This window comes from Streptomyces sp. SCA2-17, from assembly GCF_044336695.1.
Map to the genome: position 1 here is coordinate 4522328 of NZ_CP117521.1, position 15694 is coordinate 4538021.

10 protein-coding genes are annotated in these 15694 nt (G+C 73.1%); 5 read left to right on the forward strand and 5 right to left on the reverse strand.

Going from position 1 to position 15694, the window contains the following annotated elements:
- The first annotated feature begins 81 nt into the window (after positions 1-81).
- The 4 genes from PS271_RS20660 (at position 82) to PS271_RS20675 (ending at position 4449) form a co-directional block, all read left to right on the forward strand.
- Positions 82-1464, forward strand: coding sequence for a cation:dicarboxylate symporter family transporter (locus PS271_RS20660; RefSeq protein ID WP_398383638.1), 1383 nt, complete (start codon positions 82-84; stop codon positions 1462-1464).
- Between the two features lie 77 nt (positions 1465-1541).
- On the forward strand, positions 1542-1997 hold the full coding sequence (locus PS271_RS20665; protein WP_398383639.1) for a VOC family protein: 456 nt from the start codon (positions 1542-1544) through the stop codon (positions 1995-1997).
- Between the two features lie 22 nt (positions 1998-2019).
- Positions 2020-2205 (forward strand): DUF1737 domain-containing protein, encoded by a 186-nt coding sequence (locus tag PS271_RS20670; RefSeq protein WP_356277424.1) that lies wholly within the window; start codon positions 2020-2022, stop codon positions 2203-2205.
- A 267-nt stretch (positions 2206-2472) separates the two neighbouring features.
- Positions 2473-4449 (forward strand): hypothetical protein, encoded by a 1977-nt coding sequence (locus PS271_RS20675; RefSeq protein ID WP_398383641.1) that lies wholly within the window; start codon positions 2473-2475, stop codon positions 4447-4449.
- 8 nt (positions 4450-4457) lie between these two features.
- On the opposite strand, the gene PS271_RS20680 is transcribed toward PS271_RS20675, so the two are convergent.
- Complete coding sequence (locus PS271_RS20680) at positions 4458-5057, reverse strand: TetR family transcriptional regulator (RefSeq protein WP_398383642.1); 600 nt, start codon at positions 5055-5057, stop codon at positions 4458-4460.
- A gap of 188 nt (positions 5058-5245) precedes the next feature.
- Here PS271_RS20680 and PS271_RS20685 point away from each other — a divergent pair, with 188 nt between their 5' ends.
- Entirely contained in the window at positions 5246-6931 is a 1686-nt protein-coding gene (locus PS271_RS20685) for an MFS transporter (protein ID WP_398383644.1), read from the forward strand.
- A 94-nt stretch (positions 6932-7025) separates the two neighbouring features.
- On the opposite strand, the gene glgB is transcribed toward PS271_RS20685, so the two are convergent.
- The 4 genes from glgB to PS271_RS20705 all read right to left on the reverse strand — a co-directional run bounded on the left by glgB (position 7026) and on the right by PS271_RS20705 (position 15274).
- The gene (glgB, locus tag PS271_RS20690) at positions 7026-9377 is read right to left on the reverse strand and encodes a 1,4-alpha-glucan branching enzyme (protein ID WP_398383645.1); all 2352 of its coding nucleotides are present in this window, start codon (positions 9375-9377) and stop codon (positions 7026-7028) included.
- Positions 9378-9654: 277 nt separating this feature from the next.
- Positions 9655-11211, reverse strand: a complete 1557-nt coding sequence (locus tag PS271_RS20695; protein ID WP_398383647.1) for a maltokinase N-terminal cap-like domain-containing protein — start codon at positions 11209-11211, stop codon at positions 9655-9657.
- Positions 11212-11546: 335 nt separating this feature from the next.
- Positions 11547-13280: a maltose alpha-D-glucosyltransferase gene (gene treS / locus PS271_RS20700; protein ID WP_398383649.1), complete on the reverse strand. Its 1734-nt coding sequence runs from the start codon at positions 13278-13280 to the stop codon at positions 11547-11549.
- Positions 13277-15274 (reverse strand): alpha-1,4-glucan--maltose-1-phosphate maltosyltransferase, encoded by a 1998-nt coding sequence (locus PS271_RS20705; protein ID WP_398383651.1) that lies wholly within the window; start codon positions 15272-15274, stop codon positions 13277-13279. The genes treS and PS271_RS20705 overlap by 4 nt, the downstream gene beginning before the upstream one ends.
- Positions 15275-15694 lie beyond the last annotated feature (420 nt).

A 15694-nucleotide genomic window follows, 5' to 3' on the forward strand; every position in this document is an offset into this window, starting at 1 on the left:
CAGGCCCCTGCGTACAGGCCCTTCGGGGGCGTACTCGGCCGTACCCAGCCGTACCAGAGCCGCGACGACGAGGAGACCCCCGTGACGGCACAGGCAGCACCACCACCGGCCGGGCGGGCGCCCCGGCGGCCGGACCGGACCCACTACCTCTACCTCGCCGTGATCGCGGCCGTCCTCGCCGGCATCGCGGTGGGCCTCGCGGCACCGGGCGTCGCGGTCGGGCTCAAGCCGCTCGGCACCGGCTTCGTCAACCTGATCAAGATGATGATCTCGCCGGTCATCTTCTGCACGATCGTGCTGGGCATCGGCTCCGTGCGGAAGGCCGCGAAGGTCGGCGCCGTCGGCGGCCTGGCGCTCGGCTACTTCCTGGTCATGTCGACCGTCGCGCTGGCCATCGGCCTCGTCGTGGGCAACATCCTGGAGCCCGGCAGCGGGCTGCACCTGACGGACGCGGTGCGCCACGCGGGGGCGGCGCAGGCGAAGGGCGGCAGCGAGTCCACGACCCAGTTCCTGCTCGGCATCATCCCCACCACGATGGTCTCCGCCTTCACCGGCGGCCAGGTGCTCCAGACCCTGCTGGTGGCCCTCCTCGCGGGCTTCGCGCTCCAGGCGCTGGGCCCGGCGGGCGAGCCGGTGCTGCGCGGCATCGGCCACATCCAGAAGCTCGTCTTCCGCATCCTCGCCATGATCATGTGGGCGGCGCCGGTGGGCGCGTTCGGCGCCATGGCGGCGGTCGTCGGCGCGACGGGCGTCACCGCCCTGAAGTCCCTCGCCGTCATCATGATCGGCTTCTACGTCACCTGCCTGCTGTTCGTGATCGTGGTGCTGGGCACGCTGCTGCGGCTGGTGGCCGGAGTGAACATCTTCGCGCTGCTGAAGTACCTGGGCCGGGAGTTCCTGCTGATCCTCTCGACGTCGTCGTCGGAGTCCGCCCTGCCGCGGCTGATCGCCAAGATGGAGCACCTCGGCGTCAGCAAGCCCGTCGTCGGCATCACCGTGCCCACCGGCTACTCCTTCAACCTGGACGGCACGGCGATCTACCTGACGATGTCGTCGCTGTTCATCGCGGAGGCGATGGGCGAGCCGCTCGCCCTGGGCCAGCAGATCTCCCTGCTCCTGTTCATGATCGTCGCCTCCAAGGGCGCGGCCGGCGTCACCGGCGCGGGCCTCGCCACGCTCGCGGGCGGCCTCCAGTCCCACCGCCCCGAACTCGTCGACGGCGTCGGCCTGATCGTCGGCATCGACCGCTTCATGAGCGAGGCGCGGGCGCTGACGAACTTCGCGGGCAACGCGGTCGCGACGGTCCTCGTGGGCACCTGGACCAAGGAGATCGACAAGCGGCAGGTGGCCGAAGTCCTCGCCGGGCGGGCGCCGTTCGACGAGACGACGCTGGCGGCGGACGGGGGGCACGGGGACGATTCCCTGCCGGAGCCGCCGAAGGAGCGGGCGGGCGTGCCGGCCTGAGCGCCGGTGTGCGTACCGGCCTGAGCGCCGCCCCGAGTGCCGGCCCGAGTGTCAGTGCCCTCTGCCAGGGTGGGGGCATGGAGCCGACACTGCAACTGACGATCGACTGCGCGGATCCGCGCAGGATGGTGGCCTTCTGGACGGAGGCGCTGGGGTACGTTCCCGAGCCCCCGCCGGAAGGCCACGCCACCTGGCGGGAGTACTGGTCGGCCATCGGCGTTCCGGAGGAGGAGCTGACGGACGGCGCCGGGGAGACCCCCGAGTCGATCGTCGACCCGGCGGGGCGCGGGCCGCGGGTCTGGTTCCAGCGGGTCCCCGAGCCGAAGACGGCCAAGAACCGCGTCCACCTCGACCTCAAGGTGGGCGGCGGCCGCGAGGTCCCGCTGGCGACCCGCACGGTACGGGTCACGGTGGCGGTGGACCGGCTGACCGCTGCGGGGGCGACGGTGATACGCGTCCTGGACGAGCCCGGCACGGACTACTACGGCGTCGTCCTCCAGGACCCTGAGGGCAATGAATTCTGCGTGGCGTGAGCGTGCGTGGCATGCTCGCCGCATGATCACACCGCCCGACGGCCTGCCCGTCTACCGCGTCCTGACCGGCCCGGACGATGCCGCGTTCTGCCACCGCGTGAGCGAGGCGCTGGCACTGGGCTACCGGCTGCACGGCGGCCCCTCGGTGACGTTCAACGGGGAACGCGTCATCGTCGCCCAGGCCGTCCTCTGGGGCGAACAGCCCTAGCGGGCAAGCGCCCCGGCCCGCCCGGTCCGGCGCGGAGCGCCGCGCCGGCTACGCCGTGCTGCGGATGCCCGTGCCGCTCGGTGCGGTGGCCGGTGCGCGGGGACGGCCATCGCACCGTACGACGGGTGTACGAGTCCGCGCTCCTTGAGGGCGCGCAGTGCATCCAGGGGGCGCGCGGGTGCATGGGGCGTACCGGGCGCTGGACGCGGATGCGTGCGAGGCAGACGCTGCCGTTCGACGGCGCGTCCTTCGTGCCCAGGGGGATATGTGTACAGCGTTCTCTACGGCAGTTCCCGTATCACTCTCACCTCTCGCAGCGGCACCCGGCTCCAGCGCTCGGAGCTGCTGCTGCACGACCCCGGGCCGCGGCGGCGGTGGGCCGCCCCGGCACCCGTACTCCTCGGCCGCGAGGAAGCGCTGGCCACCGCCTGGCGGGAGATCCCGGCCGGGCGCTCGGTGGAGTTCCACGGCCCCTGCGGGTACGGGAAGACCAGCCTGCTCCGGAACATCGCCTCGGGCGGCAGGCGCAGCGCGTTCGTCCGCGTGGCGGGGACTCCGCTGGAGGACGTTCTCCAGCTGCTCGTGGACGAGTTGTACGTGCCCGCGGGCGCGGAACCGGTGAAGTACTCCGCGCCGGTCTGCCGGCAGCTCCTGCGGCACGCCCGGCCGCTGATCGTGCTGGACGAGGTGCCGCCCGGCTCGCGGATCCCGCGGCAGCTGGCGGACGCCCTGCCCGGCTGCGTCCTGCTCGTGGGCGCGGAGCAGCCGGTGCTCGGCGGCGGACCCGGCGGCACGGTGACGTCACGGCCGCTGGCGGGGCTGCCGCCGGACGCGGCGTACGCCCTGTTCGTCCAGTCGCTGGGCCGCCCCGTGCGGGACGCCGAACTGCCCGTCGTGCGGCGGCTGCTGGAGGCCGTACGGGGGCGGCCGCTGTCCGTGAAGCAGGCCGCGGCGCTGGTGCGGGCCGGCCACCCGGTCGAGGCGGTGGCGCACCGCGCCGCGCGGGGCGTGCGCGAGCTGGACCGGATGAGCGCGGGGCGGCTGTCGGGGCCGGAGCGCAAGGCCCTCGCGGTCCTGGCGCTCGTGGCCGGGGCGCTGGTGCCGGGCGCCTGGCTGTCGGCCGCCGGCGACATCACCTACGCGGCGCAGACCCTGATCTCCCTGCACGGGCGGGGGCTCGTCGAGCGGCCGGAGGAGGACCGCTTCGGGCTGCCGGTGTGCCTGGAGGACAGCCTCCGGGACCTGCTGCTCGACGCGATCTCGCTGAGCTCGGCCGTCAACGGGCTTGCCGACTGGCTGGAAGGCGCCCTCGACGGAGGAGTGCACGGGCTCGACGACGCGCTCGAAGGTGCTGAGGGCATCGTCGGGCTCCTCGGATCCGCCGCCGAGCGCGCCGAGTGGCGGGCCGTGATCCGGCTGGCGAAGATCGCCGAGGCCGCGCTGTTCGCCGGGCGCCGCTGGCAGCAGTGGAAGGACGTGCTCCAGCAGGGCGAGGACGCGGCCCGGCGCATAGGCGACCGGGCGTCGGAAGCCCTGTTCGCCCACGAACTGGGCACCGTCGCCTACGTCGAGGACCGGCCCGAGGACGCCGCCGCCCGGCTGCGGTACGCCCTGCAACTGCGCGAGGCCCTCGGCGACGCCGCCGGAGCGGAACTCACCCGGGCGAACCTCGCCTACGTGACGGACTCCGGCCCGGGCGGAGGACGGGTCCGTGGCCCGGAGCCCCGGCGGAATCCGCTCCGGCGCGGGCTGCTCTGGCTCGCCGGGCTGGTGGCCGTCGTCGTGGTGATCGCCGCCGTGCGGGGGGCGCTGGCCGGTGACGGCGGCGATCCGCCCCCGGGGCCGCAACCGAGCGCAACAGGGCCCGTGAACGGCGGGAGCCGGTCGCCCGACGAGCCGTCGGACAGAGCGAGCGGCCCTCACATCAGCTCAGGCCCCAGCCGCGGCGGCGGTATCAGCGAAGGCCCCGGCCCTGTCATCAGCCGCAGCCCGAGCCGCAGCCCCAGCCGGGTGACGAGCCCTCAGCCGAGTACGAGCCCGAGCACGAGCCCGGGTCCCAGCCGTAGCGTGATCGTGATTCCCGGCGGGAGCCGTAGTCCCAGCCCCAGCCGCAGCAAGAGCCCCAGCGTCAGCCCCAGCCGCAGCCGCTGCTGCGAGGGCCCCGGTCCCGGCGTCAGCAGCGCCGGCCCCGGCCCGAGCCGCAGCCACGGCGGGGCGTCGTCCAAGCCCCCGCCCCTCTTCTGAGCCGGGTCCTAAGCCGGGACCAGCTCGGCCACCAGCTCCTCCGCCTCCACCGCGGCGACCCCCGCCGCGGTGAGGGCGGTCACGGCGGCCGAGCGGCCGGCGTCCGCCGGGGCGAGGACGCCGTCGTTGACCGCCTGCATGAGGCCGAACAGCACCTGTTCCCGTACGTACGCGAGCGCGATCGCGGGCAGCGGCGAGACGAAGCGGCCCTCGTCCAGGCCGCGTTGCAGCATGGCCGCGCACTCGCGGCGCACCGGCTCCAGGCGGCGGTGGATGCCCTCGACCGTGACGCTGCGCTGGGCCATGGAGATCAGGAGGCGGTAGCCGTCGGCGATCTCCCAGGCGGCGAGCATGGAGCGGGCGAGCGCCTTGGCGGGGTCGGCGACGTCGCGCAGGGCCTCCGCCTGGGCGACCTCCACCGCGCTCGCGGCGTCGTCGACGAGGGCGCTCATCAGCGCCTCGCGGCTCGGGAAGTGGCCGTAGACGGTGCGCCGCACGACGCCCGCGGCCCGCGCGATCTGGTCCATGCTCGCGTCCGCGTCGCGCAGCAGCTCCCCGAGCGCGATGTCCATGATGCGGCGGCGATTGGCGTCCGCTCTGCCGGCCATTGGTCTCTTCTCTGTCCGTGGGGTCACTGAGCGGGTCCCGGACCGGGACTCGGCTGGCGTGGGGGGCTCGGGCGCGGCCTTCCGTGGCCGACATCCCGCCCCTCATTTTGCACTGAGCGGCGCCGTCCCGTAATTTGCACACTGCTGTGTAATTGCACAACCGTGTGCAAGTCTGGAAGGGGTGGCCGATGGGCCTCGCGATGTCGACACCGGTCGACGAGATGGACGGTCCGTACAAGAGGCGCTGGGCAGCGCTGGGCGTGCTCTGCATCAGCCTGCTGATCATCGTCATGGCGAACACGTCCCTGACGGTCGCCGCCCCCGACATGGTCAAGGACCTCGGCCTGGGCAGCTCCGACCTCCAGTGGGTCATCGACGGCTACACCGTCCCGTACGCGGCGCTGATGCTGATCCTCGGCGCCGTCGGCGACAAGTACAGCCGCCGCGGAGCGCTCGTTCTCGGCCTCTTCGTCTTCGGCGCGGCCTCCGTCGCCGGCTCGATGGTGGACAGCTCGGGCGCGGTCATCGCGGCGCGCGCCGTCATGGGCGTCGGCGCGGCCATGATCATGCCGGCGACGCTGTCGCTGCTCGCGGCTACGTTCCCGCGCGAGGAGCGCGCCAAGGCCATCACGATCTGGACGGCCACCGCCGGTCTCGCCATCGCCGTCGGCCCGCTCGTGGCCGGTGCGCTGCTGGAGGACCACGGCTGGGCCTCCACGTTCCTCATCAACGTGCCGATCGCGGCCCTCGGCATCATCGGCGCGCTGGCGCTCGTCCCGCCGTCCAAGGCCGCGCGGCCCGGCGGGCAGGCGGCGAAGATCGACTACGTGGGCGGCGTGCTGTCCGTCGTCTGGGTCGGCTCCCTCATCTACATGATCATCGAGGGCCCGCACTTCGGCTGGGGCGCGAAGGCGATCGCCGCCGCCGTCATCGCGGGCGTCGGCCTGGTCCTCTTCGTCCTGTGGGAGCTGCGCCACCCGCACCCGGTCCTCGACGTCCGCCGTTTCACCAAGCGCGCGTTCGCCGGCTCGACCATGGCCGTCGCGCTGTTCTTCCTCGCCGTCTTCGGCGCCTTCTACTACCTCACCCAGCACCTCCAGTTCGTCCTCGGCTACTCGCCGCTGGACACGGGCGTGCGGATGCTGCCGCTGGCCGGTGCGGTGTTCGTGGGCGGCGCCCTGACCGCGATCCTGACACCCAAGGTCGGCATGAAGGCCACCGTGGCGTTCGGCATGACCGTCGGCACCGTCGCCATCGCCCTGCTGGCCCGCGTCGACGAGACGTCCACGTACGACGACTTCGTCCTGCCGCTGATCATCCTGGGCCTGGCCATCGGCCTGTCCCTGTCGCCCTGCACCAACGCCATCATGGGCTCCTTCCCGGAGGACCAGCTGGGCGTCGGCGGCGCCGTCAACAGCACCTCCATCGAGATGGGCGGCTCCCTGGGCATCGCCATCCTCGGCACCGTGCTCGCCAAGACCTACTCGTCCAACCTCGGCGACGCCGCGGCCGAGGCCGCCGCGGCCGGCGGCCCGAAGCTGCCGGAGAAGGCGCTGACCGTCGCGCAGGACTCGGTCGGCGCGGGCCTGGCCGTGGCCAAGGAGGTCGGCAAGCAGGTCGCGGCCGGCGCCGCGCCGAAGGTCGGCCCGGAGAAGGCCGCCGCCCTCGGCGCGCAGCAGGCGCAGGCCGTCGTCGAGGCCGTGCACAAGTCCTTCGCGGACGCCGTCGCCCACACCAGCGTCATCGGCGCGGTCGTGCTCGGCGTCGGCACGGTGCTGGTCGCCTTCCTGCTGCCGGGCCGCAAGGCGCAGCAGGCCGCCGCGTCCGCTTCCGCGGAGGCCGGCTCCGAGGACCGCGTCGGCGAGAAGGTCTGACGCGAGGTCCGGCCCGCTCGGCTGACTGGAGCCTCGTGCCCCGCACCCCTCCCAGGGGTGCGGGGCACGTCCGTACCGGCCGGTGGGCCGTGCGCTACACCGCCCGCCACCACACCGTCGCCAGCGGCGGCAGCGTCACCGTGATGCTCGCCGGCCGCCCGTGGTGGCGCGTGGCCTCCGTCTTGACCGGGTCGGGCGTGGTGACGCCGCTGCCTCCGTAGCGGCTGCCGTCCGTGTTGAGGATCTCCTGCCACGCCGTGAACCGGCCGGGCACGCCCAGCGCGTACCCGTGCCGCACCACGGGGGAGAAGTTGCTGACCGCCAGCAGGGGCGCGCCCTGGGCGTCGAAGCGCAGGAACGCGAAGACGTTGTCCTCGGAGGCGTCGCCCACCACCCACTCGAAGCCCTCCGGCACCGTGTCCTGCTGCCACAGGGCGGGCGTCGAGCGGTAGGCCGCGTTCAGGTCGCGGACCAGGTCGCGCACGCCCCGGTGGTCCGCCTCCGCGGAATACGACGGGTCCAGCAGCCACCAGTCCGGGCCGTGCGCCTCCGACCACTCCGCGCCCTGCGCGAACTCCTGCCCCATGAAGAGCAGCTGCTTGCCCGGGTGGGCCCACATGAAGCCCAGGTAGGCCCGGTGGTTCGCGCGCTGCTGCCACCAGTCGCCCGGCATCTTCGACACCAGCGACCGCTTGCCGTGGACGACCTCGTCGTGCGAGATGGGCAGCACGTAGTTCTCGCTGTACGCGTAGATCATCGAGAACGTCATCTCGCCGTGGTGGTACTTGCGGTGCACCGGCTCCTTGGAGACGTAGACCAGCGAGTCGTGCATCCAGCCCATGTTCCACTTCAGGCCGAAGCCCAGGCCGCCGAAGCCGCCCGCGCCGACGTGGTGCGTGGCGCGGGTGACGCCGTCCCACGCCGTGGACTCCTCCGCCACCGTGACCACGCCGGGGCAGCGGCGGTAGACCGTGGCGTTCATCTCCTGGAGGAACGCCACTGCGTCCAGGTTCTCCCGGCCGCCGTGGGCGTTCGGCGTCCACTGGCCCTCCTCGCGCGAATAGTCGAGGTAGAGCATGGAGGCGACGGCGTCCACGCGCAGGCCGTCGATGTGGAACTCCTCGCACCAGTACACGGCGTTGGCCACCAGGAAGTTGCGCACCTCCGTACGGCCGTAGTCGAACTCCAGCGTGCCCCAGTCGGGGTGCGCGGCGCGCAGCGGGTCCGCGTGCTCGTACAGCGGCCGCCCGTCGAACTCGGCCAGCGCCCAGTCGTCGCGCGGGAAGTGCGCCGGCACCCAGTCCATGAGGACGCCGATGCCCGCCGCGTGCAGCGCGTCCACCAAGTACTTGAAGTCGTCCGGGGTGCCCAGGCGGGCGGTCGGGGCGTAGAACCCGGTGATCTGATAACCCCACGAGCCGCCGAAGGGGTGCTCGGCGATCGGCATCAGCTCCACGTGCGTGAAGCCGAGGTCCTTGACGTACGCCGGGAGCTGACCGGCCAGCTGCCGGTACGTCAGGCCCGGGCGCCAGGACGGCAGGTGCACCTCGTACACCGAGAAGGGGTGTTCGTGCACCGGCCGGGCCGTGCGCGCCGCCATCCACTCCGCGTCCCGCCACGTGTGGTGCGAGGCGTGCACGACGGACGCGTTCGCCGGAGGGGCCTCCGTGCGCCGCGCCATCGGGTCCGCGCGCATCGTGTGCGAGCCGTCCGGGCGCGTGATCTCGAACTTGTACAGCGCGCCCTCGCCGATGCCCGGCAGGAACAGCTCCCACACCCCGGACGCGCCCAGCGAACGCATCGGGTGCGCCGTGCCGTCCCAGTAGTTGAAGTCGCCGACGACGCGCACGCCCCGGGCGTTCGGCGCCCACACCGTGAAGCGGGTGCCCGCCACCCCCTCGTGCTCCATCGGCTGCGCGCCGAGCGCCCGCCACAGCTGCTCGTGGCGGCCCTCGCCGATGAGGTGCAGGTCCAGGTCGCCGAGCGCGGGCAGGAAGCGGTACGGGTCCTCCGTCTCCAGCTCCGTGTCCTCGTAGCCCACCAGGAGGCGGTAGTCGGGGAGCTCGCTGAGGGGCAGCACCGCCGCGAAGAAGCCGTCCCCCTCGTCGTCCAGGTCCACCCGCAGGCCCTTCGCGGTGACCGCTACGGAGCGGGCGAAGGGGCGCAGGGCGCGGAAGCGCACGCCGCCGGGCACCGGGTGTGCTCCCAGCAGGCCGTGCGGGTCGTGGTGCGCGCCGTGCAGCAGCCGCTCCCGGTCCTCCGCCCCGAGCGGCTCCGCCCGCCGCGCCCCGCGCCGCGCGGATGGGCGCCGGGCGCCGGGCTCCGGTCCGGGCTCCCGCCCTGCCGTCCCGCCCCGCCCCGGCAGGAACGTGGCCGGGACGCCTGGCGCGGTTTCCGCGGCTTCGGGCTCATGAGGCGGTCGGCGGGACGGCGGTCGAGCGGTCACGGTGCGGTCCTCCTCGAAACCTCCCGGCCGACGACACCGCCGGCACCGGGAGCGGAATAAGTGACAGGGGTGCGGACGCCGGGCACCGCCGGCTTCCGCCGTGGTGGTTGCTCGCCGTCGCGGCGGGGGTGGTCGGCCCGGTTTCCTTGTCGCGGGCGCGAAGTCCCCGCGTGGCTCCCTTGCCGCAGGCAAGTACTTCCCGCCGCCGCGGCGATCAGCCACAACGGCGCATTCCGGCGGTGCCGAGCGGCCCGGCGGCTGTCCCGGGGGCGCGTCCTCATAGGGCGTGGCCCCCGTCCGGCGCCGGCGTCGCCGCCGGGTCCGCCAGGCGGCGGATCGCCGCCATCGGGACCACCAGCCAGTCCGGCCGGTGGCGGGCCTCGTAGAGGACCTCGTAGACGGCCTTGTCCGTCTCGTGCGCACGCAGCAGTTGCGGCTCCTCGCGCGGATCGCCGTGCACCGCCCCGTAGCCCTCGCAGAACGCGGCGCGGGCGCGCTCCGCCCAGCTCGTGCCGCCCGCGCGCCCGACCGCCGCCGCGTAGTCGAAGGAGCGCAGCATCCCGGCGACGTCGCGGGCGGCCGGCTGCGGCCGGGTCCGCTCGGCGAGCGGGCGCGCGGGCTCGCCCTCGAAGTCGATGAGGGCCCAGCGCCCGTCCTCGGCCGTGCGCAGCGCCTGCCCGAGGTGGAGGTCGCCGTGGATGCGCTGGGCGCGCCACGTGCGCCCGGCCCGGCCGAGCGCGGCCAGGTCGTCGTAGGCGCCGCGCAGCGCGGCCCGGTAGGGGCGCAGCGCGGGGACGGCCTCGGCGGCGGCGTCGAGGCGCCGGGTCATGGCGGCGGCGAGGTGTTCGAGCTGGGGGCGGCGCAGCACGACGGTGGGGAGCGCCTCGGCGAGCGCCCCGTGGACTTCCGCGGTGGCGTGGCCGAGGGCGCGGGCGGAGGCGGTGAAGTCGGCGCGGACGGCGAGCGCGCTGAGGGCGAGCTGCCAGCCGTCGGCGGAGCCGGGCAGGTAGGGCTGGAGGACGCCGAGCGTCATGGCCTCGGCGCCGGCGCCGGGCACGACGGCCTCGAACCAGGCGGCCGGCGCGGGCACCCGGGCACAGCCGGTGCCGGCGAGGGCGCGGGGGAGTTCGAGGTCGGGGTTGGTGCCGGGGCACACGCGGCGGAAGAGCTTGAGGATGTACGTTTCGCCGTAGACGACGGAGGAGTTGGACTGCTCGGCGCCGATGAGCCGGGGCGCGAGCCCGGCGCCGATGACGACGCCCTCCTCGCGCGTGAAGCGCAGGGGGCCGAGCCGGCCGGGCAGCCGCAGCCGCTCCAGGAGCAGGGTGGCGAGCCGGGGGTCGGCCAGGCCCTCGTAGACGGCACGGCCGTGCAGCGGGCCGCCGACGGGCCGCCCGATGAGGGCGGGCGCGAGGTGCGGCGGCAGGACGTCCTGCACCCCGAGCAGGAGTTGGTAGCAGTCGTCGGTGCCGGCGTGGATGGCGGGGCCGGCGACGCCGCCCGGCGGGGCCGCCCCGGGCGACCCGGGCTGCTGGGCCCGTACGAGCAGGTGGAGCAGGCCGGGGGCGGTGGAGCCGGCGAGGTGCGGCAGCAGCTCCGTGGCCGCGACGAGCGTGAAGCCGGTGATGGGGCGGCCCTTGCCGGCGAACCAGCGCTGACGGGGCAGCCACTCGGAGAGCAGCGGCACCAGCGACCCCAGCAGCCCCGCGTCGGCGGCCTCCGCCTCGGGCGCGTGGGCCGCGGGGGCGGCGCGGACCGAGGACAGCAGCGGGCCGGAGGAGGCGGAGGCCCCCCGGCGTCCGGTGCCCCGGCGGGACGGTGCAGCGTCCGACATGGCGTCGCGTCCTTTCCCCGGGGCGTGGCATATGGGGCAAAGTGTCCCGGATCGCGGTCCCGGATTGCGGCATTGACCTGTACGCGGTGCTGCGGTGCTGGGCTCCCCGGCCGGGGCCGGGGGAAGTGCCGTGCGGGATCGTCCGGTGCGGTCAGCGCCTGCGGCCCCTGGTGCGGCGCGCGCAGCGGCCGGAGTGCGGCCCCTGCGGCGGTCCTCGTAGCGGAAGCGATCCGTTCGGCCCGGCTCGTGCGTAGTAGTACGAGTTCCCAGGGCTGCCGGGGGAAAACCGCCCGTGCGCGGCCGGCCGGCGGGCGCCGGCGCGCACGGGAGCGCCCTCAGTGGCCGGCCTGCGGCGGCGCACCACGGCGGAGCCGGAACCAGTAGAAGCCGTGACCGGCCAGGGTCAGCAGATAGGGCAGTTCACCGATGGCGGGGAAGCGCACCCCACCGATCAGCTCGACGGGATGCCGGCCGCTGAACGCCCGCAGATCGAGCTCGGTCGGCTGTGCGAAGCGGGAGAAGTTGTTCACGCACAGCACGATGTCGTCCTCCCCCTGCCCCGGCAGCCGCACTTCGCGCAGGAACGCGAGCACGGCCGGGTTGCTGGAGGTGAGCTCGGTGTACGAGCCGAGCCCGAACGCCGGGTTCTGCTTGCGGATCTCGATCATCCGGCGGGTCCAGTGCAGCAGCGACGAGGGGCTGCTCATCGCCGCCTCGACGTTGGTGACCTGATAGCCGTAGACCGGGTCCATGATGGTCGGCAGGTACAGCCGGCCCGGGTCGCAGGAGGAGAAGCCCGCGTTGCGGTCGGGCGTCCACTGCATCGGCGTGCGCACGCCGTCGCGGTCGCCGAGCCAGATGTTGTCGCCCATGCCGATCTCGTCGCCGTAGTAGAGGATCGGCGAGCCGGGCAGGGAGAACAGCAGCGCGGTGAACAGCTCGATCTGATTGCGGTCGTTGTCGAGCAGCGGGGCGAGCCGCCGCCGGATGCCGATGTTGGCGCGCATCCGCGGATCCTTGGCGTACTCCGCGTACATGTAGTCGCGCTCTTCGTCGGTGACCATCTCCAGCGTCAGCTCGTCGTGGTTGCGCAGGAAGATGCCCCACTGGCAGCGCGACGGGATGGCCGGGGTCTTGGCCAGGATTTCCGAGACCGGGTAGCGCGATTCCCGGCGCACGGCCATGAAGATGCGCGGCATCACCGGGAAGTGGAATGCCATATGGCATTCGTCGCCGCCGGAGTCGTAGTTCCCGAAGTAGTCGACGACGTCCTCGGGCCACTGATTGGCCTCGGCCAGCAGCACCGTGTCCGGGTAATGGGCGTCGATCTCCGCCCGGACGCGCTTGAGGAACTGGTGCGTGCGCGGCAGGTTCTCGCAGTTGGTGCCCTCCTCGGCGAAGAGATAGGGCACCGCGTCCAGCCGGAAGCCGTCGATGCCGAGGTCCAGCCAGAACCGCAGCGCCGCCAGGATCTCCTCCTGCACCGCCGGGTTCTCGTAGTTGAGATCGGGCTGGTGCGAGAAGAAGCGGTGCCAGTAGTACTGCTTGCGGACCGGGTCGAAGGTCCAGTTCGACGTCTCCGTGTCCACGAAGATGATGCGCGCGTCCGGATAGCGCTTGTCGTCATCCGCCCAGACGTAGTAGTCGCCGTAGGGGCCGTCGGGATCGCTGCGCGACTGCTGGAACCACTCGTGCTGATCGCTCGTATGGTTCATGACAAAGTCGATGATGATGCGCATGCCCCGCTGGTGCGCGGCGTCCACGAACTCCACGAAGTCGGCCAGGTCACCGAACTCCGGCAGCACCGCGGTGTAGTCGGAGACGTCGTAGCCCCCGTCGCGCAGCGGCGACTGGAAGAACGGCGGCAGCCACAGGCAGTCGACGCCCAGCCATTGCAGGTAATCCAGCTTGGCCGTCAGACCCTTGAGGTCGCCGATGCCGTCGCCGTCGCTGTCCTGGAAGGACCGTACGAGCACCTCGTAGAAGACGGCGCGCTTGAACCAATCGGGATCCAGGTCCCTGGCGGGGGTGTCCTCGAAGGTATCGGGGACGGGCTCATTGACGATCATGGTGTGGGTGACCCTCCGATCGGTGAGGACGGTCGCAGCGAGAACACGTGCGCGGGCGCGAGAGAACGGCCCGGCTCGAGGCGCACATAGTTGTCCCTGCCCCAGTGATAGGTCTCTCCGGTGAGCTCGTCGCGCACCGGGACGGACTCATGCCATGCGAGGCCGAGTTCCGGCATGTCCAACGAGACCGTGGCCTCGTGGGTGTGGTGGGGGTCGAGGTTGACGACGGTCAGCACGCACGAGCCGCCCGCACGCTTGGAATAGGCGATGACGGCGTCGTTGTCGGCGTGATGGAAACGCAGGTTGCGCAGCTGCCGCAGGGCCGGCTGGCGTCGTCGCAGCCGGTTGAGCAGGGTGATCAGCGGGGCCAGGCTGCGCCCCTCGCGCTCGGCCGCCTCCCAGTCGCGCGGCCGCAGCTGGTATTTCTCCGAGTCCAGGTATTCCTCGCTCCCGGGGTGCACCGGAGTGTTCTCGCACAGCTCGTAACCGGCGTAGACCCCCCAGGACGGGGAGAGCGTCGCGGCGAGCACGGCGCGCGCCTCGAAGGCGGCCCGCCCGCCCTGCTGGAGATAGGCGTGCAGGATGTCCGGGGTGTTCACGAAGAGGTTGGGGCGCATGAGGGCCGCCGACTCCCCGGACAGCTCCGTGAGGTAGCCGGTGAGCTCCTCCTTGGTGTTGCGCCAGGTGAAATAGGTGTACGACTGCTGGAAGCCGATCGCGCCGAGCGTGCGCATCATCGCGGGCCGGGTGAAGGCCTCGGCGAGGAAGACCACGTCCGGATCGGTGCGGCCGATCTCGGCGATCACCTTCTCCCAGAAGACCACCGGCTTGGTGTGCGGATTGTCGACCCGGAAGATCCGCACGCCGCGCTCCATCCAGAACCGCAGCACCCGCAGGCTCTCCCGGAGCAGCCCGTCGAAGTCCTCGTCGAAGGCCAGCGGATAGATGTCCTGGTACTTCTTGGGCGGGTTCTCGGCGTAGGCGATCGTGCCGTCGGCGCGGTGGTGGAACCACTCGGGATGCTTGGCCACCCAGGGGTGGTCCGGGGAGCACTGCAACGCGAAGTCGAGGGCGACCTCCATGCGCAGCTCGCGGGCGCGCGCGACGAAGTGGTCGAAGTCCTCGAAGGTGCCGAGGTCCGGGTGGAGGGCGTCGTGGCCGCCGTCGGCCGAGCCGATCGCCCAGGGGCTGCCGACGTCGTACGGGCCCGCGGTGAGCGCGTTGTTGGGACCCTTGCGGTAGGAGGTGCCGATGGGGTGCACCGGCGGCAGGTAGACGACGTCGAAGCCCATGGCGGCGACGGCCGGCAGCCGCCGCGCCGCCGTCCGGAACGTGCCGCTGCGGGCGGGCAGGCGCCCCTCCGCGGGCCGGGCCCCCTCCGAGCGCGGGAACATCTCGTACCAGGACCCGAACAGCGCCCGCTCGCGCTCCACCAGCACCGGCACCGGCCGGCTCGCGGACACCAGCTCGCGCAGCGGGTGCTCGGCCAGGGCCGCCGTGACCGGGGGCGCGAGGGCGGCGGCGAGCCGGGCGGTGGCCGGCCGGCCCGGGTCGCGCAGCGCGTCGACGGCGGTCAGCACCGCCTCGCGGCCCTCCTTCTTCGGCACCCCGGCGGCGGCCCGCTCGTACAGCAGCGCGCCTTCCTCCAGCACGAGTTGGACGTCCATGCCGGCCGGGATCTTCACCGAGGCCGTCCGGCGCCACGACGCCACCGGATCGCTCCACGCCTCCACCGCGTACGTCCAGCGCCCCTCGCTGTCCGGGGTCACGTCCGCGCCCCAGCGGTCGGTGCCGGGCGCGAGCTCGCGCATCGGGGTCCAGGGGCCGCAGCGGCCCGCCGGGTCGCGCAGCACCACATTGGCGCCGAGCGCGTCGTGGCCCTCGCGGAAGACGGTGGCGGTGACCTGGAAGGTCTCGCCGACGACCGCCTTGACCGGCCGGCGGCCGCAGTCCACGAGCGGCCCGAGGTCCAGGACGGGGATACGACCGATCATGGGATCACCTGAGGGGGAGAAGGGGGCGGGAACGGCGGAACGACAGCGGCGGCACTGGCGGGTTCTGCTCTTTCTATCGGCTCCGCCGCCGGTCGGCTGGGTGCGGGCATGACTGCTCCTGACCGCGTTCACTCGGGTGGGTGCGGAAGAAATGCGGAAGTGCCGGGGACGGGTACTCGGGGCGGCGGCGGACTGCTACGGCCTGCATACCGGTTGAGCTTTCCCACCGGTCCCGGGCGGGCATGCCCGCACCGTGGGACCTACCGGTGCGTAGTTCCCGTGGCACCGGGCGGGGAGGATGGCCGGCACTCCGTCACCCGTACGAAGTCTCCTCGTGAGGCCGATCGTGTGCAATGCGCGAAAACCGGGTAACCGGCGGCCAGACGGGGGAATGGTGCGCAACCACGGCCGCCGAAGGCC